At 74.3% G+C, this 19,015-nt stretch carries 14 protein-coding genes; 5 read left to right on the forward strand and 9 right to left on the reverse strand.

Going from position 1 to position 19,015, the window contains the following annotated elements; translation table 11 throughout:
- The first annotated feature begins 319 nt into the window (after positions 1-319).
- Positions 320-1,570: a phosphodiester glycosidase family protein gene (locus V2S66_RS29360; RefSeq protein ID WP_330799767.1), complete on the forward strand. Its 1,251-nt coding sequence runs from the start codon at positions 320-322 to the stop codon at positions 1,568-1,570.
- Positions 1,571-1,684: 114 nt separating this feature from the next.
- Positions 1,685-2,788: an ADP-ribosylglycohydrolase family protein gene (locus V2S66_RS29365; protein ID WP_330799768.1), complete on the forward strand. Its 1,104-nt coding sequence runs from the start codon at positions 1,685-1,687 to the stop codon at positions 2,786-2,788.
- An 89-nt stretch (positions 2,789-2,877) separates the two neighbouring features.
- On the opposite strand, the gene V2S66_RS29370 is transcribed toward V2S66_RS29365, so the two are convergent.
- The 5 genes from V2S66_RS29370 to V2S66_RS29390 form a co-directional block, all read right to left on the reverse strand.
- On the reverse strand, positions 2,878-4,455 hold the full coding sequence (locus V2S66_RS29370) for a sodium:solute symporter family protein (RefSeq protein WP_330799769.1): 1,578 nt from the start codon (positions 4,453-4,455) through the stop codon (positions 2,878-2,880).
- A gap of 364 nt (positions 4,456-4,819) precedes the next feature.
- Positions 4,820-6,037: an aminotransferase-like domain-containing protein gene (locus tag V2S66_RS29375; protein ID WP_330799770.1), complete on the reverse strand. Its 1,218-nt coding sequence runs from the start codon at positions 6,035-6,037 to the stop codon at positions 4,820-4,822.
- 144 nt (positions 6,038-6,181) lie between these two features.
- Entirely contained in the window at positions 6,182-6,391 is a 210-nt protein-coding gene (locus V2S66_RS29380) for a DUF397 domain-containing protein (protein WP_330799771.1), read from the reverse strand.
- Between the two features lie 275 nt (positions 6,392-6,666).
- Positions 6,667-7,521: a helix-turn-helix domain-containing protein gene (locus V2S66_RS29385; protein ID WP_330799772.1), complete on the reverse strand. Its 855-nt coding sequence runs from the start codon at positions 7,519-7,521 to the stop codon at positions 6,667-6,669.
- Positions 7,522-7,931: 410 nt separating this feature from the next.
- Complete coding sequence (locus tag V2S66_RS29390) at positions 7,932-8,636, reverse strand: GOLPH3/VPS74 family protein (protein WP_330799773.1); 705 nt, start codon at positions 8,634-8,636, stop codon at positions 7,932-7,934.
- A gap of 742 nt (positions 8,637-9,378) precedes the next feature.
- On the opposite strand from V2S66_RS29390, the gene V2S66_RS29395 reads away from it, so the two are divergent.
- Complete coding sequence (locus V2S66_RS29395) at positions 9,379-11,262, forward strand: D-alanyl-D-alanine carboxypeptidase family protein (RefSeq protein ID WP_330799774.1); 1,884 nt, start codon at positions 9,379-9,381, stop codon at positions 11,260-11,262.
- Positions 11,263-11,281: 19 nt separating this feature from the next.
- Here V2S66_RS29395 and V2S66_RS29400 read toward each other — a convergent pair whose 3' ends face one another.
- The 4 genes from V2S66_RS29400 to V2S66_RS29415 form a co-directional block, all read right to left on the reverse strand.
- The gene (locus V2S66_RS29400; protein ID WP_330799775.1) at positions 11,282-12,433 is read right to left on the reverse strand and encodes a winged helix DNA-binding domain-containing protein; all 1,152 of its coding nucleotides are present in this window, start codon (positions 12,431-12,433) and stop codon (positions 11,282-11,284) included.
- A 371-nt stretch (positions 12,434-12,804) separates the two neighbouring features.
- On the reverse strand, positions 12,805-15,162 hold the full coding sequence (locus V2S66_RS29405; protein ID WP_330799776.1) for a heavy metal translocating P-type ATPase: 2,358 nt from the start codon (positions 15,160-15,162) through the stop codon (positions 12,805-12,807).
- A 113-nt stretch (positions 15,163-15,275) separates the two neighbouring features.
- The gene (locus V2S66_RS29410) at positions 15,276-15,488 is read right to left on the reverse strand and encodes a heavy-metal-associated domain-containing protein (RefSeq protein ID WP_330799777.1); all 213 of its coding nucleotides are present in this window, start codon (positions 15,486-15,488) and stop codon (positions 15,276-15,278) included.
- A 210-nt stretch (positions 15,489-15,698) separates the two neighbouring features.
- Entirely contained in the window at positions 15,699-16,133 is a 435-nt protein-coding gene (locus V2S66_RS29415) for a MarR family winged helix-turn-helix transcriptional regulator (RefSeq protein ID WP_330799778.1), read from the reverse strand.
- A 216-nt stretch (positions 16,134-16,349) separates the two neighbouring features.
- Here V2S66_RS29415 and V2S66_RS29420 point away from each other — a divergent pair, with 216 nt between their 5' ends.
- Together V2S66_RS29420 and panD are read left to right on the forward strand one after the other, a co-directional pair.
- Positions 16,350-18,290: an FUSC family protein gene (locus V2S66_RS29420; protein ID WP_330799779.1), complete on the forward strand. Its 1,941-nt coding sequence runs from the start codon at positions 16,350-16,352 to the stop codon at positions 18,288-18,290.
- A gap of 116 nt (positions 18,291-18,406) precedes the next feature.
- Complete coding sequence (gene panD, locus V2S66_RS29425) at positions 18,407-18,841, forward strand: aspartate 1-decarboxylase (RefSeq protein ID WP_330799780.1); 435 nt, start codon at positions 18,407-18,409, stop codon at positions 18,839-18,841.
- The last annotated feature ends 174 nt before the right edge of the window (positions 18,842-19,015 follow it).

Here is a 19,015-nt window from a genome sequence, read left to right on the forward strand (position 1 = left end):
CCGACGTCCGCGTCCTAGGCCGCCCCAGGGAAGAGGGAGCGCCGCCCCGCCCGCTCGACACCGTCCGCGCGTGGAGGAGTTGCTGCGCCGCCGGCGCGGTGGCGCGTTCGCCGGCCGGCGAGGGCGGCCGGCCCGGGGCCCTGGACGACCCGGGCGACGGCGCCGTCGAGCCGCCGCCACCTGGACCAGGCGGCACCGCCACCCCGGTGAATTACCCGCCAGGACACGGCGCCGCCGCCCCCTGTTCGCGGCCCGGTACCGCCCTTGATGATGAACTCCACTGAGAAACAGGTGAGTTACTGAGCCCTTTGGGGGAGATGTGGCGCGCAGCGGCGGGCGGGCACGGGTCAGGACCGGCGCGGCGGCGGCCGCGGCGCTGGGTGTGCTGGGCGGCGCGCTGGCCGGCGCCACCGGCGCGCGGGCCGACAGCGGCGGCATGCCGTACGACCGGGTGGAGCGCCTCGCGCACGGCGTGAGCTACGGCGAGTTCACCGTCACCGCGCACGGTGCCGCCGTGCACGGCGACGTGCTCACCGTGGACCTGCGCGACCCACGGGTCGGCGTGGACCTGCTGACGCCCGGCGCGGTCGCGGCCCGCGCGACGGTCTCGGGGATGGCCGACGCGCGGCACGCGGTGGGCGCGGTCAACGGCGACTTCTTCAACATCAGCGAGGAGCACCCGGGGGTCGCGCCCACCGGCTCCTCCGACGGCCCCGAGATCTCCTCCGGCCGGGCCCTGAAGGCCGCGGTGCCGGACGCCCAGCGGTTCGGGCCGGCGATGCCGCCCGGGGGGAGCACCCAGGACGTCATCGGCGTCGGCGCCGACCGCAGGGCCCGGCTCGACCGCCTGGTGCTGCACGGCGTGCTCCGCACCGACCGGGGCAGCACCGCGCTGGGCGGCTTCAACCAGTACGCGCTGCCGGCCGGCGGCATCGGCGCCTACACCGCGGGCTGGGGCGCCGTCTCCCGCGAGCGCGCGGTGTGCGGCTCCGACACCTCGCGCGCCGCGCCGTGCAGCACCGACACGTACGAGGTCGCGGTGCGGCGCGGCCGGGTCGTCGCGGTCGCGGACGCCCCGGGCCAGGGGCCGATCGCGTCCGGCACCACCGTGCTCGTCGGCCGCGACGGCGGGGCCGACACCCTGCGGGCGCTGCACGTCGGCGACCGCGCCCTGGTCGGCGAGCGCCTCGCGCCGACCTCCAGCCGGGTTCCGTACGTCTTCGCCGCCGGCGGCTTCCCGGTGCTGCGCGACGGCGAACCGCTCCCGGGGCTCGACGCGAAGACCGCCGCGACCAGGACCGCGGCCGGCTTCGGCGACCACGGCCGCACCCTGTACCTGCTGGCGCTGGACGGCGCCGCGGAGACCGGGGCCGGCCTGACCGTCGCCGAACTCGCCGCCGTCATGCGGCAGATCGGCGCCGACGACGCGGTGAACCTGGACGGCGGCGGCTCCACCACGCTCGTCGCCCGCGCCCCCGGCGACCCGGCCGTGACGGTGCGCAACCACCCGTCGGGCGGCGCGGAGCGGCCGGTCGCCAACGCCGTCGGAGTGTTCGCCGGCGGCAGCTGAGCCGCCCACAGCCGTGTCACAGCAGCCCAACGGCCCCCTTCCGCTCCGCGCCTGGTCGGATATCGTGCTCGCCGAGAACGGGTTCGGATCGGGGGATGATCGAAGGGGACCGCTTTGACGGCTGTCTGGGGACGGGCGCAGCAGCAGGACTTCCGCAGCCGTGTCCGCGGTTGTCTGCTCGGTGGCGCGATCGGCGACGCCCTCGGCGCGGGCGTGGAGTTCGAGTCGCTTGAGGCGATCAGGACCGCCCACGGCGCGGAGGGCGTCACCGACTACGTTCCGGCGTACGGCCGGCGCGGCGTGATCACCGACGACACCCAGATGACGATGTTCACGGTGGAGGGGCTGATCCGCGCCCAGGTCCGCCGCGACACCGGCGCCTGGCACCCGCCGACCGACGTGCACCGCGCCTACCGCCGCTGGTCGGCCACCCAGACCGAGTGGGGGCCCGACGAGCGGCGCAAGGACAGCGGCTGGCTGGCCCGCGAGGAGTGGCTCTACGCGCGGAGGTCGCCCGGCGGCGCCTGCCTGAGCGGGCTGGCCGACGACACCATGGGCACCCTGGAGGCGCCGAAGAACCCGGGCTCCAAGGGCTGCGGCACCGTGATGCGCTCGGCGCCCTTCGGGCTGCTCGTCGGCTGGGAGCCCCAACTGGTCTTCCAGCTCGCCGTGGAGTGCGCCGCGCAGACCCACGGCCACCCCACCGGCCAGCTCGCCGCCGGAGCCTTCGCGGTCATCGTGCACGGGCTGGCCCGCGGCGAGGCGCTGGACGGCTCGGTGCAGCACGCGCTGGCGCTGCTCGGCGCCCGCCCCGGCCACCAGGAGACCACCGACGCGCTGCAGAGCGCCCTCGGCGCGGTACGGCAGGGGCTGCCGTCGCCGCAGCGGGTCGAGGCGCTCGGCGAGGGCTGGACCGCGGAGGAGGCCCTCGCCATCGGCGTCTACTGCGCGCTGGTCGCCGAGGACGTCCGGCACGGGCTGCTGCTCGCCGTCAACCACTCGGGGGACAGCGACTCCACCGGCTCGATCTGCGGCAATCTGCTGGGAGTCCAGCACGGCGAGACGGCGCTGCCGCCGGCGTGGATCGCCGAGCTGGAGGGCCGCGCCACCCTCCTGCAGCTCGCGGACGACTTCGCCATGGAGATGACCCAGGCGCCGGCCCTGCACGGCCCGGCCGGCGCGAGTCCGGCCTGGCTCGACCGCTACCCCGCGGCGTAGCGGCCACGACGCCGCAACACGCCGCGACGGCCGGGCGGCGGGCGCGTGCTGCCCGCTCCCGCCGCCCGGCTGGCTTCCTCCCGCCGCGGCTACTCCGCCGCCGAGGGCCGCAGCACCGCGTCCCCGGCCGCGGCCGGCTCCGGCAGCTCCACCGAGGCGGCGCCGGGGCCGGGGCCGTCGGAGTTGACCTTCGCGATCAGCGCGTCGCGCTCCGGGGTGTCCTCCGGCTTGATCCAGCCGATGACGATGTAGAGGAAGAGCGAGATCGCCACCGGCAGCGAGATCTGGTACTCCAGGTTGACCCCGCCCGAGATCGCGTCGTTGATCGGGTAGTTGAGCAGGTAGAAGGCGAGCAGGCCCATCGCCCAGCTGGTCAGCGCCGCGGTCGGGCCGGACTTGCGGAACCGCGGGATCAGGCCGAGCAGGAACGGGATGGCGATCGGGCCGACCAGTCCGGCCACCCACTTGATGACGATGGTGATGATGTCCTTGAACGTCGGCGAGTTGACCTGCGTGGCCACCGTCATCGACAGGCCCAGGAAGAGCAGCGTGGTGATCCGGGCCGCGATCAGGCCGATCCGGGCGCTCCAGGAGCGGGCCGTGCGCGAGAGCGCGGGCGCGATGTCGCGGGTGACGACGGCGGCGATCGCGTTGGCGTCGGAGGAGCACATCGCCATGGTGTGCGAGAAGAAGCCGACCACGACCAGGCCCAGCAGGCCGTGCGGCAGCAGCTGTTCGCTGAGCAGCGCGTACGAGTCCGACGCGTCGGGCTTCTTGGCGTGCACCAGCAGCGGGGCGATCCACATCGGGAAGAACAGCACCAGCGGCCAGACGAACCACAGCACGGAGGACAGCGTCGCGCTGCGCCGCGCCTCCTTGGCCGAGCCCGTCGCCATGTAGCGCTGGGCCTGGTTCCACATGCCGCCGTTGTACTCGAACGTCTTGATGAACAGGTAGGCCAGCAGGAAGATCGCGGTGTACGGGCCCGCGGTCGGGTGGTTGTGGTGCTGCAGTGCGGGCTCGTCCCACACGTTCCAGATGCTGCTGACGCCGCCCAGCTTGGACAGCGCGGCGACCAGCATGGCCAGCCCGGCCACCAACTGGATGACGAACTGGCCGAGTTCGGTCAGCGCGTCCGCCCACAGGCCGCCGACGGTGCAGTACAGCGCGGTGATCGCGCCGGTGATGATGATGCCCTGCGTGATGGTGATGCCGGTGAAGACCGACAACAGGGTCGCGATCGCCGCCCACTTGGCGCCCACGTCCACGATCTTGAGCAGGACGCCCGACCAGGCCAGCGCCTGCTGGGTGGGCAGGTTGTAGCGGTCCTTCAGGTACTCCAGCGGCGAGGCCACCTGGAGCCGCGAGCGCATCCGGTTCAGCCGCGGTGCGAAGAGCTTGGCGCCCAGCCCCACGCCGACGGCGATCGGGAACGCCCAGGTGAAGTAGGAGGTGACGCCGTAGGTGTAGGAGATGCCCGCGTAACCGGTGAACAGCACGGCGCTGTAGCCCGACATGTGGTGCGAGATGCCGGACAGCCACCACGGCATCCTGCCGCCGGCGGTGAAGTAGTCGCCGACGTCGTCGACGCGCTTGTGGGACCAGACGCCGATCGCGACCATCACGCCGAAGTACGCGATGAGCACGGTCCAGTCGAGACCATTCATGTCCCCTCCAGGGGGTCCGCCTTGTGAACGTGGGCGCACTTCGCTGTGACGCTCCATCGGGCGGTCGTCCCCGCGCGGGAGTGGGGACTTCCCGGGGATTGAACCCTGTCGCTCGGGAGTGGTCAAGGCCTCATCGTTCAAGAGTCTGAACTCGAATCAGAAAGCAGAACGATTTTACTTGCTCTTTACTGGACTTGGCATTGTGATGACCCGAGCCGCGACCCCACCATGAGCGGGCACTTCGCTGGACGTCCGTCCATCGCACGGGCACGACGAACGGCCGTACGGGATGCGGGATTCCGTACGGCCGTCATGAGGAGGAGCAAGGGACACCGAGGAGCGGGCGCGTGGCCGCCCGGCGCCGTCAGCCGAAGATCCGCGACAGGCGGACCAGCCCCTCCGCGATCTCCTCTGGCGTGTGCGTGGTGAAGGACATCCGCAGCGCCGCCCGGTCCGGGTCAGCCGCGAAGAAGGGCGCGCCCGGCACGTACGCCACATCGTGGCGGACCGCCTCGGGCAGCAGCGCGGTCGCGTCATGGCCGTCCGGCAGCCGCACCCACACGAACATGCCGCCCTGCGGGCGGTTCCACGAACTGCCCGCGGGCAGCGCCGAGTCCAGCCCTTCGACGAGCGCGTCGCGGCGGGCCCGGTAGGCGCCGCGCACCTTGGCCAGGTGCGCGTCCAGGTCGTTGTCGGCGAGGTAGCGGGCCGCCGCGGCCTGGTCCACCGTCGAGGTGTGCAGATCCGCCGCCTGCTTGGCGATCACGCACGCGCGCCGCAGCGCCGCCGGCGCCCGCAGCCAGCCCAGCCGCATGCCCGGCGCCATCACCTTGGAGAAACTGCCCAGCAGCGCCGTCCGGTCGGCGGCCTCCGCCAGCCCGGCGATCCACGGCTGCGGCTCGCCCTCGAAGCGCAACTCGCCGTACGGGTCGTCCTCGGCGATCCACAGCCCGTGCCGGCCGGCCACCGCGGCCACCGTGCGACGGCGCTCCAGCGGCAGCGTACGGCCGGTCGGGTTCTGGAAGTCGGGCACCAGATAGAGGAGCTTCGGCCGCTCCCGCAGCACCAGCTCCTCCAGCGCCGACGGGATCACGCCGTCCGCGTCGGTCGGCACCGGCACCACCCGAGCGCCCGCGAAGCCGAAGCACTGCAACGCCGCCAGATAGGTCGGGTTCTCCACCAGGACGGTGTCCCCCGGTTCGAGCAGCGCGGTCGCCAGCAGCGCCAGGCCCTGCTGCGAACCGCCGGTCACCAGCAGGCTGTCCGGGTCGGTCGGCAGACCGCGCACGGTCAGCCGGCCCGCCACCGCGGCCCGCAGCCCGGGATCGCCCTCGGTCGTCGAGTACTGCAGCGCGGTGCGCGGCTGCTCGGCGAGCACCCGGTCGTACGCGGCCCGGATGCCCGCGGCGTCGAACAGCTCGGGCGCCGGCAGCCCGCCGGCGAAGGAGATCACCTCGGGCCGTGCGGTCAGCGCGAGGATCTCGCGCACCGGCGAGGCGCCGACACTGCGCGCACGGGCGGCCAGCGGCGGCAGCGCCGCGAGGACCGGCGGCTCGGAAGCGGCCGGGGACGTCGTCGTCATGGACGCAGCCTACGGAGAATCGTTGCAGTGTCCAGGTACTTTTCACGATACGGGCGGCGAGCGGCGGAAGCGGGCAGCAGTGAGCCCCCTCGGCAGGGACGGCGGCCGGTCGAGAGGGCTTCTGCGTGCGGGCGGGGAGGCCGGTCAGCGCAGGTCGAACGCGCCGTGCTCCACACCGGTGACGAAGTCGGACCACGCCTCGGGGGAAAAGCTCAGGACAGGACCGTGCGGGTCCTTCGAGTCGCGGACGACCACCGACGCGAGGGCCGGGGACTTCACTTCCACGCAGGCGCCGTTGCCCGTGGACCGTGAGGACTTCTTCCACATCGGGGTGCTGCCCAGCTTGATTGCCATCTCTGCTCCGGTCTGTGCTGGTGGCTGCGGCGCACTCGGCGGGCTGCCCGGCGGCCGGTGGCGATGCCACGTGACCGTCCGACATGCGCCCATGCACCCTTGACTGAACGCCTCGACGCTACTCGCCAACATCACGTACCGGAGCGCCACTTCACCCAAGTGGATGGCATATTCCTTACCGCCCTTCCCTGTTCGACAGGGCGAGGTGTACTCTCCCGCCCGCACGCTGCGCCGGGCGGGCAGGATCGGGTGGGCCGGTTCGGGGCCCTACCGGATCAGACGTAGCGGTCGGCGGCCTCCTCGATGAAGTGCCGGGTCAGCTCCGCGCTCAGCGCCTGCGCGCGCAGGTGCTCGTACATCACGCTGTACGCCTGCACGTCGGTGTCCTTCTCCAGGTAGAGGTCGCTGTTGACACCCTCCAGGTACACCACCGTCGCGTCCGTGGCGTCGGTGAACTCCAGCACCGCGAACTGCCCGCTCAGACCCGGGTGCGCGCCCGCCTCGAACGGCAGCACCTGAACGGTGACGTGCGGAAGATGGCTCAACTCGACCAGATGCAGCAGCTGTTCGCGCATGATCTGGTTGTCGCCGACCTTGCGGCACAGCGCGGCCTCGTCGATCACCGCCCACATCCGCAGCGGGCCGTCCTGGTCGGTGATCCGCTCCTGGCGGCGCATCCGCACGCTCACCCGCTTGTCGACCTGCTCGGTGGTCGCCTCCGGCAGATTGCCCGCGATCACCGCGCCGGCGTACCCCGGCGTCTGCAACAGGCCCGGCACCACCTGGGGTTCGAAGACCCGCAGGCTCGCCGCCTCGGTCTCCAGACCGATGTAGACGCTGTACGGGATGTCGCCGAAGGCGTGCCACCAGCCCTGCTGCCGGGACTCCTTGGCCATCTGCATCAGCGAGTCGACGATCCGCACGTCCTCCACGCCGTAGACCCCGCACAGGTCGCGCACGTCGCGCTGGCTGATGCTGCGGCGGCCGTTCTCCAACCGGCTGATCTTCGACTGTGAGACCAGCAGTCGCGCCGCGACCTCTTCGGCCGTCATGCCCTTCTGCTCGCGGAGCTTGCGCAGCTCCGACCCCAACCGGCGCCGCCTGACGGTGGGGTTGACGTTGGCGACCACAGGAAGACCTCCACGCTGAACCGTACTGATGGTCAGCAGCCTGCCACCACCGGTCATCGCCGCGCTGGCGAATGAACGGAACAAGCTTGCCCGGGACGGGAAGTGTCGCCCCGGCCGCCGCGGCCCGGCCGACCCGGCCCGGAATGCGCGACGCGCGGAGCGCCGGCCCCGGCGGAGGATCTCCGCCGGAGTCTTCGCCCCGCGCGCCGCAGCGGCTCCCGGAGGGAACTCGTCGGGACGGACACCGCCGCGGCACCCTGTCCCTGCCGACGGGTGCCGCAGCGTCGTGCCGCCCGCTGCTCGTGTTGCTTGTCCTGCTTGCCTTCTCTGTCTCCTACGCGGTGCCTCTGTGTGCGATCTCTTTCCCGCACCGTGCGTCCGGCCCACCCTCAGGCGGCGCCGGGCACGGCCTACCGCACGCCCGCGCGCGCCATCGTGCCGTGGCCCGCCGGACCCTGCTGTGCCGGGACCGGTGGGCGTTTCGGCTGCGCCGCCACCCCGTTCTGCACGTCCATCACGGCGTGCGCGACGAGGCCGCCCATCGGGTCGTACCGGATCAGGTCACGCAGGCGCGATCGCGAGGACCGGCCCTCGTTGCCCGGGTACAGGTGCTTGCCGAGACCCACGGCGTGGGCGAGCGCGGCGAGCGCCGCGGTCCGCGGGTCCGGCGGAACGCCGGTGCGGATCGCACTGTCCAGCCGGGTCCTGATCTCCCGGCTGACGGCGCTGTCGGTCGCCTGATACCGCGTCGTCGGCAGCACCCCGCACATCTGGCCCGGCACGGCATGCACCATGCCGCACCGCTCCAGGTGCGCGAGATACGTCTGGCGCAGCCCCAGCCGGGGCCCGCCGATCCAGTGGACGGCGCGGACCGGGCTGCCACGGCGGCGCAGCAGCTCGAGCGCGGAGTCCAGAGTCGGATCTCCAGTCGGCCGTGGGTGCACCACGGCGATACGATCCCCGTCAGGGGCTATCCGTCCGGCCAGGGCCAGCTCGACGAGCTGCGCCCCGGCGAGGCCGAGGTCGAGCGACTGCGGTTGCGCCGTGGTCCCGGTGGTCGGGTCCAGAGCGAGCAGCAGCAGCTCTTCCGGAATTGTTCTGCGGCTCTTGCCCATCCATGCCTCCCCGCGTGGATGAATGACAGGGTGACGCCTCTCACACCGGCCTGTCGAGAGCGCCTTCTCCATATCGGCGGGAACCGGGTGGTATGTCGTTCTCGTCTACGGGGTGGGTGGGGTGTCGCAGACGGGCCGCGGGCCTGTCGCGGGACACTTGCCAGTGTCCGTGAGGACGGGTAGAGGTGCCATTCGGCCGCGGCCCTCACCATGTGTGCACGATCGTTGACGATGTGTGGAGGAGGTCTGCGTGGCGGGCGAGTCCCCCGGCAGGGAGCAGCAGCACGAGACGTCGGGGGAGGTGGCCGACCGTATGGCCCCCGATCCGAGGCTGGGGGTGTTCCGGGCCACCACCGGGACGCGTGAGGCGCCTGAGGCGCGCCTGACGGCCGATACGCGGGAGGAGCACGCGGGGCCTGCCGCGGCGCCCTCCGATCTCTCGCCCACGGCGGCGGCGCTGGTGGAAGACGGTGCGGCGGGCTCGTCCGCCCGCCCTCATCCGTCTCCTCCTGTCACGCATCCGTCCGAGTCCGCTACGTCCGGTGACGTGGACGGCGTGGACGCCGACCCCGAATCCGCTACGCCTGATGGCCCGCCGGGCCCCCGCGCCCCCTCGGCCGGCAACCGGAAAACGGAATCGAATCGTGACCGGGAAGAAGCGCCGGAGGAAGCCCCTGCGGCGCGCGACGCCGATGCCGATGACGGGGCGAAAGCGGTTTCCGGGGAGGAGCCGGACGAGTCGGTGGAGCGGGACGAGCCGGGCGTCGCGGACGAGCCGGGCGTCGCGGACGAGCCGGGCGGCGACGCCGGACCGGCCGAGCCGGACGCGGTAGCCGCCCCCGACTCCGCCGCCACCCCTTCGGCCGAAGGGGGTGACCGGACGGGCGACGGCCAGGACGGTACGGATCGTGAGGCCGCCGGGGAGATCGAGGCCGCGCCTAAGGACGCCGCGCCGGCGGCTGAGGACGCCGCGCCAGAGAAGGCCGCGCCTGAGGACGCCGCGCCGGCGCCTGAGGACGCCGCGCCCGCGGGCCCGAGCACCGGCGCCGGCGGTGGCGCGACGAAGGACCGCCTCCTACGCCCGCTCGTCTCCGACATCCCCGAGCCGCGGGTGACGTACGGGACCCCCGGGACGCCCACGAAGGCCGACACGGGCCCGCAGGCGCCCGCGCGGCGGGAGTCCTCCACCGCGGCGTCCAGGGCCGCCACCGCGCCGCGCAAGCCCGCCGCGGCCGCCGTGCCGCTGCCGCCCGAGGCGCGGCCCGCGCAGGACACCGGCGAAGGCGAGGCCCTCGGTCCCGAGGGGACGCGCGCGATGCCCGTCCCGCCGGTGGCCGACAGGCAGCCGCTGACGCTGCTCGCCGAGCTGACGAACACCCCGCCCCCGCCGCAGACGCCACTGCGCAGCATCGTCCGCCGGTTCAAGATCTGGACGCCGCTGGTCCTGCTGCTGGCGATCGTCTTCGTGATCGTGCAGGCGCTGCGGCCGCTGCCGTCGCCCACGCTGGAGTCGACCGCGGCCGCCACGTTCACCTTCGACGGCGCGGCGCTGCCGCAGTCGATGCCATGGCCCACGGAGGGCCAGTCCGTGGCCGAGGTGGAGGGCCTGGGCTCGCTCGGCGTGCACGGCGCGCAGACACCGGTGCCGATCGCGAGCGTCACCAAGGTGATGACCGCCTACGTGATCCTCCAGGACCACCCGCTGAGCGGAAAGCAGGAGGGCCCGGTGATCCGCGTCGACAAGCAGGCCGCGCAGGAGGCCGGTTCGGAAAACGAGTCGACCGCGCCGGTCCAGGAGAACCAGAAGTTCACCGAGCGGCAGATGCTCCAGCTGCTGCTCATCCCGTCCGGCAACAACATCGCCCGGCTGCTGGCCCGTTGGGACTCCGGCACGCAGGAGGCGTTCGTCGCCAAGATGCAGGCGACGGCGGTGCGGCTCGGCATGGCGCAGACCACGTACACCGGCGCGAGCGGCTTCGAGTCGACCACCAGGAGCACCGCGGTCGACCTGCTCAAGCTGGACCGGGTCGTGATGAAGAACGACGTCTTCCGCTGGGTCGTCGCCCAGCCGAACGTCACGCTGCCCGGCGTCGGCCGCATCTTCAACAACAACCAGGACCTGGTCCACCCGGGCGTCATCGGCGTCAAGACCGGTTCGAGCACCCCGGCGGGCGGCGCCCTGATGTGGGCGGCGCAGAAGAAGGTCGGCGGCAAGGAGCAGCTGATCCTGGGCGTCACCCTGCAGCAGCACGGCGGCAGCACCGTCAACGACAGCCTCAAGGCGGCGCTGGACCGCAGCCTGGCGCTGATGCGGTCCGTCCAGGGCGGCCTGACCACGGCGACGATAGTGCGCAAGGGCGAGGTCGTCGGCCGCGTCGACGACGGTCTCGGCGGCACCACCCCGGTGGTCGCGTCGAAGGACCTCACCGCGATCGGCTGGCCCGGCATGAGGACCGGCCTGTCCCTCGACCCGATCGCCTCCGGCGTGCCGCACAGCGGCAAGGCCGGCGCCCAGGTCGGCACGCTCAGCTTCGGCACCGGCTCGGCCCGCACCTCGGTGCCGGTGGTGCTGCAGTCCGCCCTGAGCGAGCCGTCGTTCGGCACGAAGCTCACCCGCCTGGGCTGAGCGGCGCGGCCGCGGGCGCTCAGTCCGCGGCCAGTTCGCGCTCCAGGGGCGTACGGAACCGCGGAGTGATCCGTACGCCCCCGAGCCGCGTGGTCAGTTCGGCCGCCTCGCGCTCCACCGCCCGCGCCGCGTCGTCGCCGCGGTCCGCCAACTGCCGCCAGACGACGGTCCCGTCGGCCCGCTGCCCCCAGCCGCCGATGACCTCGCCGCCCCACCACACGGTGGGCCCGACGTTTCCGGTGCCGTCGAAGAGCGCGGCCCGGTGCTCCTGCGGCAGGTACCAGTCCCGGTACCGCCAGCCCATCGGCGCGGGGTCGAGCGCCGGCAGCAACGCCGCCGCGGGCGCCCGCTCCGGCACCGGCTCCGCGCCGCCGGGCAGCACCAGCCCGGGGCCCTCCGGCAGCGGCACGCTCTGCGCGCCCACCGCCGCCAGCGCCTTCCTGACCTCCGCGAGCGTCCAGCCGGTCCACCACTTCACGTCCGCCTCGGTGCCGGGTCCGTAGGCGCCCAGCCACGCCCGCACCACCGCCGCCCGCGCCTGCGCGACCGGCACCTGCGGCAGCGGCTCGCCCTTCGCCCACCGGAACTGGCTGCTCGTCCACGACCCGGCCGGCCTGCGCCGCTCGATCAGGTTCTCGGCGGCCATCACCCGGATCACCCGGCTCGCCACGTTCTGCGTCGCCTCGTACGGCTTGCCGCGGGCGACCGTCACCTGCTCGCGCAACTGCGGCACCAGCCGCGAGAGTTCGGCGCCGCTTCGGTCACCGTGCGCGGCCAGCGCGTCCTGCACCGCGGCCTCCGCGCCGGCCAGCCACCCCGCGTCCCAGCCGCCGCCCTCGGCGAGGTACGCCAGCAGCTTCTGCCGCTCCTTCGCCGCGATCTGCTGCCCTGCCGCCGCACGGAACACAGCGGCGTCCCGCCGCGGCACCACGAACATCGTGCGCCGCATCGCCAGCATCCGCACGAGGCTCCGGCCCTCCCCGTACAGCGCCTCCTCCACCCCCGCCACCGTCTGCCCCGGCTCCGCCAACCGCGCCCCGACCGAAAGGAACACCGTCGCCGGATCCGTCGCATGCAGCGCCACCAGCCCCTCCACCACCCGGGCCGCATCCCCGGCCCCCCGCCCCACCAGCCCCGCCACCCGCCGCCGCCGCTCCTCCAGCCACCTCATCCCGCCATCCTCACACCCCCACCGACGCGCGCGCGGGGCGCGCGCCGCGCGCGGTTGCTGTGACGGCGCGGCCGACGCCGCCGGGGGCTGGCCTGCGTGCGCGCGTCAGCGGGTACCGCTGCGCGGGGCGTGGGGGCCGGGCAGGCGAGGGCAGTTGGGGGCGCACACCTGGCCGTGCGGGGCGGGAGCGGCGCCGGGGCAGGCGCGTGGGGGCGCTGCGGTGTCGCCAGCTCGCGCGGGCGGTCGGCGTTGCGGCCGGGCCGAGGGGTCGGCAGGTGCCGCCGGGCGGGGGCCGCGGCCGCAGGGCGGTCGGCGGCGCTCACGGGGCCGACCCCGGGTGGCGCGCCGGCGTGCCCGCGGAGCGGTTCGCGTCAGTGCGGCAGAGCCGCGAACGTGCGCAGCCGGAGGCTGTTGGCGACGACGAAGAGGGACGAGAAGGCCATCGCGGCGCCCGCGATCATCGGGTCGAGGAGGCCGGCCGCGGCCAGCGGAATGGCGGCGACGTTGTAGGCGAACGCCCAGAAGAGGTTGGCCCGGATGGTGCGCAACGTGCGCCGCGCCAGGCGGATCGCGTCGGCAGCGGCGCGCAGGTCGCCGCGGACGAGCGTCAGGTCGCCCGCCTCGATCGCGGCGTCCGCGCCGGCCCCCATGGCCAGGCCGAGGTCGGCCGCGGCGAGCGCCGCCGCGTCGTTGACGCCGTCGCCGACCATCGCGACCACCCGGCCGCGCGCCTGGAGCGCCCGCACCACGGCGACCTTGTCCTCGGGAAGGACCTCGGCGTGCACGTCCTGCGCCGCGATGCCGACTTGGGCGGCGACGGCGGCGGCCACCGCCGCGTTGTCGCCGGTGAGCAGCACCGGCCGCAACCCGAGCGCGCGCAGCCGCCGTACGGCCTCCGCGCTCGTCGGCCTCACCGCGTCGGAGACGACGAGGACCGCGCGGGCCGCGCCGTCCCAGCCGGCCACGACAGCCGTGCCGCCGCGCGCTTCGGCCGCGGCCTTCGCCTCGGCCAGCGCGGCGGGCAGCGGCATCCCCGCCTCGCGCAGCAGCTGCTCGCGCCCGGCGAGGACGTCGTGTCCGTCGACCGTGCCGCGCACGCCGAGCCCCGGGAGGTTCACGAAGTCCGCCTCGACCGGGGGAAGTTCGCCGCCGAGACGGTCCGCCGCCGCGGCGGCGACAGCCCGCGCGACCGGGTGCTCCGAGGCGTGCTCCAACGCGCCCGCGAGCCGCAGCACCTGCTCCTCGGTGGCGTCGGGCCCGGCCGCGGCGCCGCCGCCGGCAAGGATCACCTCGGTGAGCGTCATCGTCCCGCTCGTGACCGTGCCGGTCTTGTCCAGCACCACCGTGTCGACGGCCCGCGTCGACTCCAGGACCTCAGGCCCCTTGATGAGGATGCCCAGTTGGGCGCCGCGCCCGGTGCCGACCAGCAGCGCGGTGGGCGTGGCCAGGCCCAGCGCGCACGGGCACGCGATGATCAGCACGGCGACCGCCGCGCTGAACGCCGTGCTCGCGCCCCCGCCGAGCGCCAGCCACACGCCGAGCGTGCCGAGCGACAGGCCGATGACGATCGGCACGAACACCGCCGAGACCCGGTCGGCGAGCCGCTGCACCGCCGCCTTGCCGTTCTGCGCGTCCTCCACCAGGCCTGCGATGCGGGCGAGTTGGGTGTCCGCGCCGACACTCACCGCCTCGACGACGATCCGGCCGCCCGCGTTGACGGTGGCGCCGGTGACGTGCGAGCCGGGCGCGACCTCGACCGGCACCGACTCGCCGGTCAGCAGCGACGCGTCCACCGCGGAACCGCCTTCCCGCACCACCCCGTCGGTGGCGATCTTCTCCCCGGGACGTACGACGAAGCGGTCGCCGACTGCCAACCGCCCCACCGGCACGCGGACTTCACGGCCGTCGGGGCCGAGTACCGCGACGTCCTTCGCGCCCAGTTCCATCAGCGCGCGCAGCGCCGCCCCGGCCCGCCGCTTGGCACGCGCCTCGAAGTACCGCCCGGCCAGGATGAAGGCCGTGACGCCCGCCGCGGCCTCCAGATAGATGTCGCCGCTCGCGTCGCCGCGGGAGACGGCGAAGGAGAAGGAGTGCTTCATGCCGGGCATGCCGGCCGTGCCGAAGAACAGCGCCCACAGCGACCAGCCGAAGGCGGCGAGCGTGCCGACCGAGATGAGCGTGTCCATGGTCGCGGCGCCGTGCCGGGCGTTCGCCCAGGCGGCGCGGTGGAACGGCCACCCGGCGTAGCCGACCACCGGCGCGGCGAGCGCGAGCGACAGCCACTGCCAGTCGGTGAACTGCAGCGCCGGGATCATCGACATCGCCACCACCGGCAGGGCCAGGACGACGGCGACGGTCAGCCGCCGGCGCAGCGCGGCCGTCCCGTGGTCGGCGGGGGCACGGGTCCCCTCGCCGGGCCCGGCCTGCGCCGGACCGGCGCCGGCCGGGGGAGCGGGCACGGCGGGCGCGTCGGCGACGGGTGCCGCGGCGGGCTCGGGCAGCGCGGCGCTGTAACCGGTCGCCTCCACCGTCGCGATGAGGTCGCCGACCGCGACGACCCCTCCGTAGGCCACCTTCGCCTTCTCCGTCGCGTAGTTGACGGTGGCGCTGACGCCGTCCATGCGGTTGAGCTTCTTCTCGACGCGCGCGGCGCAGGACGCGCACGTCATCCCGCCGATCGCCAGCTCGACCTGCCGCTGCCCGACCGCGCCTTCCGTGTGCGTCGTCATCGCGCCGCACCCGCTTCCGTCTCCTCCACCGCGTTCCCCTCTGCTCTGCCCGTCAGCCTCTCCCGCTCAGCCTGGCCCCGCTCAGCCTCTCCCGGTCGGTCTCGGTCCGACGGTCAGGCCGGGCCGACCAGTTCGTAGCCCGCCTCGTCCACCGCCACGCGCAGCGACTCCTCGTCCAGCGGTGCCTCGGACGCGACGGTCAGCAGACCGGTCTTCGCGACGGCGGTCACGGAGGTGACGCCGGGGATGGCGGTGACCTCCTTGGTGACCGCGGACTCGCAGTGACCGCAGCTCATGCCGCTGACGGAGTAGACGGCCTCGCTCATGGTGCGCTCCTCGTCGATTGCCCTGCCGAAGGGGACGGCTTCCCCCTCACCTCACGTCAACCTTATACCCCTAGGGGGTATTCCCACGCGGAGGCGCGGGTTCACCGTGCCGCTTGCCGGGTCAGCGCATAGCCCACTCGGCGGTACGGCTACGGCTACGGGTGCGCGTAGGGCCGACGGGGCCGGACGCCGCGCCGGCGGGCGCGCCGTTCAACCGTCGGCGGCCAACCGGTCCAGCAGCACCGCGGCCAGCCGGAGCACCTCGCGCTCGGTGTCGTTGAGTTCCGCGTCCATCCGCTCGCGCAGCCACGCGTCGCTGTGCGCCACGTCCCGCGCCATCGCCTCGAACCCCGACCGCGTCAGCTCCACCCGCTGCTGCCGCCGGTCCGCGGTGTCCCGCACCCGGACCACCAGCCCGTCCTGCTCCAGGGCGGCCAGCGTCCGGGTCAGCGACTGCGGCTGTACGTGCAAGGCCGCCGCCATGGCCCCGGGAGTGCCGGGGCCCGAACGGTAGAGGTGGCTGAGCGCCGCGAGCTTCCCGGTCGGCAGACCGTCCGGCAGCCGCTCGGCGCGCATCCGTCGGCTCAGCCGATGGACCGCTCGTCGGATCACCGCGGCGGAGTCGAGGGGCGGGGGAGGAAACATAGCTGCCATTTTCTAAGGAAGGCGTACTATCGGAGAACTGATAGACGTACGTATGCGGGCAGAAAGCGTTCCGCCGCACCGATAGTCGTACGCAAGGCGTATGACGATCGCACCGCTCATCGAACGATCACAACGACGGGGAGTGCAAGGGTGGCCGTGGCGGGGCGAGAACACGGTGAACGCCGGGCGGCGGCATCCCGCCGGCCGGACGACCTGGTGATCGGACTGCGCCGGCTCGACCCCGGTCGGGTGAGGCTGCACGCCGCCGTTCGTACGATCGTCGCCGCCGCGCTGGCCCTGCTCGCCTCGGACGCGGTATGCCGATCCGCTGATCTGCCCGGCGGCATGGTGGTGATCGCCACCGTCGTGGCCGTCCTCGTCTCCCGCTCCCTGCACGCCACCAGCCTCGCCCATCGCCTCTCCGCACTCCTCTACGTCCCCGCGATCGGCGTCGCCGCCGCCTTCGTCGGCCGCACCATGCTGCACCACCCGTGGCTCGGCTCGGCGCTCTTCGTCGCCGGGGTCGGGACCTCGCGCTATCTGATGCGGTTCGGCGGGAAGGTGCGCCGCTACGGCCGGCTCGCGCTCACCCCGCTGATCTCGGTGCTCGTCGTCCCCGTGCCGTCCAGCGCCGCCCAGGCGACCGGGCCGCTGTGGGGCGGCGTCGCTGGGCTGATCGCGGTGACCTGCGTCGTCGTGGTGCAGGCCGCGCTGCCCGTACGCCCGGCGCGGCAGGCAGCCGCCGCCGCGGTGGACTTCACCCGGGCCGCCGCCCGGCCGGCCGCGCTCCCCCCGCACGCGCCCGCCCGCACCGCGGCCGCCCGGACCCTGCACCGCATCGCCCTGACCGTCGAAGACCGGCTCGACGCCGCCCGCCTTCCCGGCTCCGCCCCGCGCACCGCCCTCGACGCACTGGCCGACGCCGTCCTCAAAGCCGAGGTCCTGGCCACCACCACACCCACCAGGACACCCACCACGACCCCCGCCCCGACCGCCGGCGAGACTCCCGCCCACACCGCCGCCGGGGCCGACCCGCTGGCCGTCGCGCTCACCGAGGTGCGCCGGCAGGCCGCCGCCGTTCGCCGGCTCCCTGCGGCCGAACGTCCGACTCCCGACGTGCCCGCCCCCGAGCGCCGCGCCCGCGGCCGCTTCGACCCGCAGCCGCAGACCCGGCTGGCCGTGCAGCTCGCCGTCGCGATGGCCGCCGCCTTCGCGGTCGGGCACCTGCTCTTCCCGCGGCACTGGGCGTGGACGGTGATCACCGCGTTCGTGGTGTGCAGCGCCGCGCGCAGCCGCGGCGACGTGGTGCACCGCAGCGGGCTGCGCATCCTCGGCGCCTTCGTCGGGGCGCTGTCCGGCACCCTGATCGCGCACACCGTGGCCGGCCATGCCGCCGTGGCCGTCCCCCTCATCTTCTGCTATTTGCTGCTGGGCCTGTGGCTGCGCGATCTGACCTACGCCGCCTGGGCGTTCTGCGTCACCGGCCTGCTGTCCGTGCTCTACGGCCTGAACGGCGAACGCGGCTCCGCGCTGCTCCTCCAGCGGCCGGAGGGCATCCTGGCCGGTTCGGCCTGCGCCGTCGCGGCCGCCTGCTTCGTCCTGCCGCTGCGCACCGAGACGCTGCTGCGCGGCAGGACCGCCCGCGCCCTGCGGGTGCTCCAGGACCTGCTCGCTGCCGCCCGCGCACCCGAACCCCGCCCGACCGCCCTCCGCCGGCTGTCCCGCCGCTTCGACCAGGCCGTCCGCGACCTGACCGACGCCGCCGCACCCGCCCGCGCGCACCGCATGCTGCTCCGCGCGGCCGCCCGCCGGAAGGCCGCCCCGCACACCGCGGACTGGCCGGACTCCGTCGCCGCGTGCGCCGACGCCGCCCGCGCGCTGGCGGCCGCCGACACCGCGGACCTGGTCGCCGCCGGGCGCCCGCTCGGCCTGACCGCGCTGAACCTCGGGCAGGTCCGCCGCCGTCTCGGCCACCGCCCCGACGCCGCGCCGCCCCGGCTCTCCGGCGCCGGCCCCGCCGCCCTGATCCAGCTCAACGCCGTACTGGCCCGGCTCTACGAGGAACTGCCCGCTCCCTCCCCCTCCGCTCCCAGCCCGGCGCCGCCCGCACCGCCCGGACCCCCCGTATCGGAGGCCCCGGCGCCGGCGGCCGGCTGAGATCTTCCGCACTCCCTGCCGCCCGCCGGTTCCACCTCGCGGCGCCGGCCCTACCCTGGACGCGTCGGCGCGTACCCCTCAGGGACGCGACCAGCTGATCCGCAGGAGGCGGCAGAGTGCTGCGCACCATGTTCAAGTCCAAGATCCACCGGGCCACCGTGACCCAGGCCGATCTGCACTATGTGGGCTCCGTGACCGTCGACGCCGACCTGATGGACGCCGCCGACCTGCTGCCGGGAGAACTCGTCCACATCGTCGACATCACCAACGGCGCCCGCCTGGAGACGTACGTCATCGAGGGCGAGCGCGGCTCCGGAGTGATCGGCATCAACGGCGCCGCCGCCCACCTCGTCCACCCCGGCGACCTGGTCATCCTGATCAGCTACGCCCAGGTCGACGACGCCGAGGCCCGTGCGCTGCGTCCGGCGGTCGTGCACGTCGACGCCGCCAACCGGATCACCGCACTCGGCGACGACAACGCCGAGCCCGCCCCGGGTTCGGACGCCGTCCGCCCGCCGCACGCGGCGACCCGCGCGACCGCCCACGTCTGATTCCCACCGCCCGCAGGCCGTAGCCGGCCCGGGGCCGGCCGGTGGCCACTGCCGCGCCGGCCGTGGACTGCCGGCCGCGGGCCACCCGCTGCGGGCCGGCGGCCGCGAACCGCCGGTCGGAAACAGCGAAGGCCGTGCCCGGCAGGGCACGGCCTGGGACTCACTCGTCCCTTC

Origin of the sequence: Actinacidiphila polyblastidii, from assembly GCF_036353415.1 — a bacterium.
Taxonomy (GTDB): domain Bacteria; phylum Actinomycetota; class Actinomycetes; order Streptomycetales; family Streptomycetaceae; genus Actinacidiphila; species Actinacidiphila polyblastidii.

Bases quoted from the DNA above. Each gene is read 5' to 3' on its own strand.
- V2S66_RS29410 (WP_330799777.1), bottom strand. From the start codon at position 15,488: ATGAGCGAGGCCGTCTACTCCGTCAGCGGCATGAGCTGCGGTCACTGC.
- V2S66_RS29415 (WP_330799778.1), bottom strand. From the start codon at position 16,133: ATGTTTCCTCCCCCGCCCCTCGACTCCGCCGCGGTGATCCGACGAGCG.
- V2S66_RS29400 (WP_330799775.1), bottom strand. From the start codon at position 12,433: ATGAGGTGGCTGGAGGAGCGGCGGCGGCGGGTGGCGGGGCTGGTGGGG.
- V2S66_RS29375 (WP_330799770.1), bottom strand. From the start codon at position 6,037: ATGACGACGACGTCCCCGGCCGCTTCCGAGCCGCCGGTCCTCGCGGCG.
- V2S66_RS29370 (WP_330799769.1), bottom strand. From the start codon at position 4,455: ATGAATGGTCTCGACTGGACCGTGCTCATCGCGTACTTCGGCGTGATG.
- V2S66_RS29390 (WP_330799773.1), bottom strand. From the start codon at position 8,636: ATGGGCAAGAGCCGCAGAACAATTCCGGAAGAGCTGCTGCTGCTCGCT.
- V2S66_RS29405 (WP_330799776.1), bottom strand. From the start codon at position 15,162: ATGACGACGCACACGGAAGGCGCGGTCGGGCAGCGGCAGGTCGAGCTG.
- V2S66_RS29380 (WP_330799771.1), bottom strand. From the start codon at position 6,391: ATGGCAATCAAGCTGGGCAGCACCCCGATGTGGAAGAAGTCCTCACGG.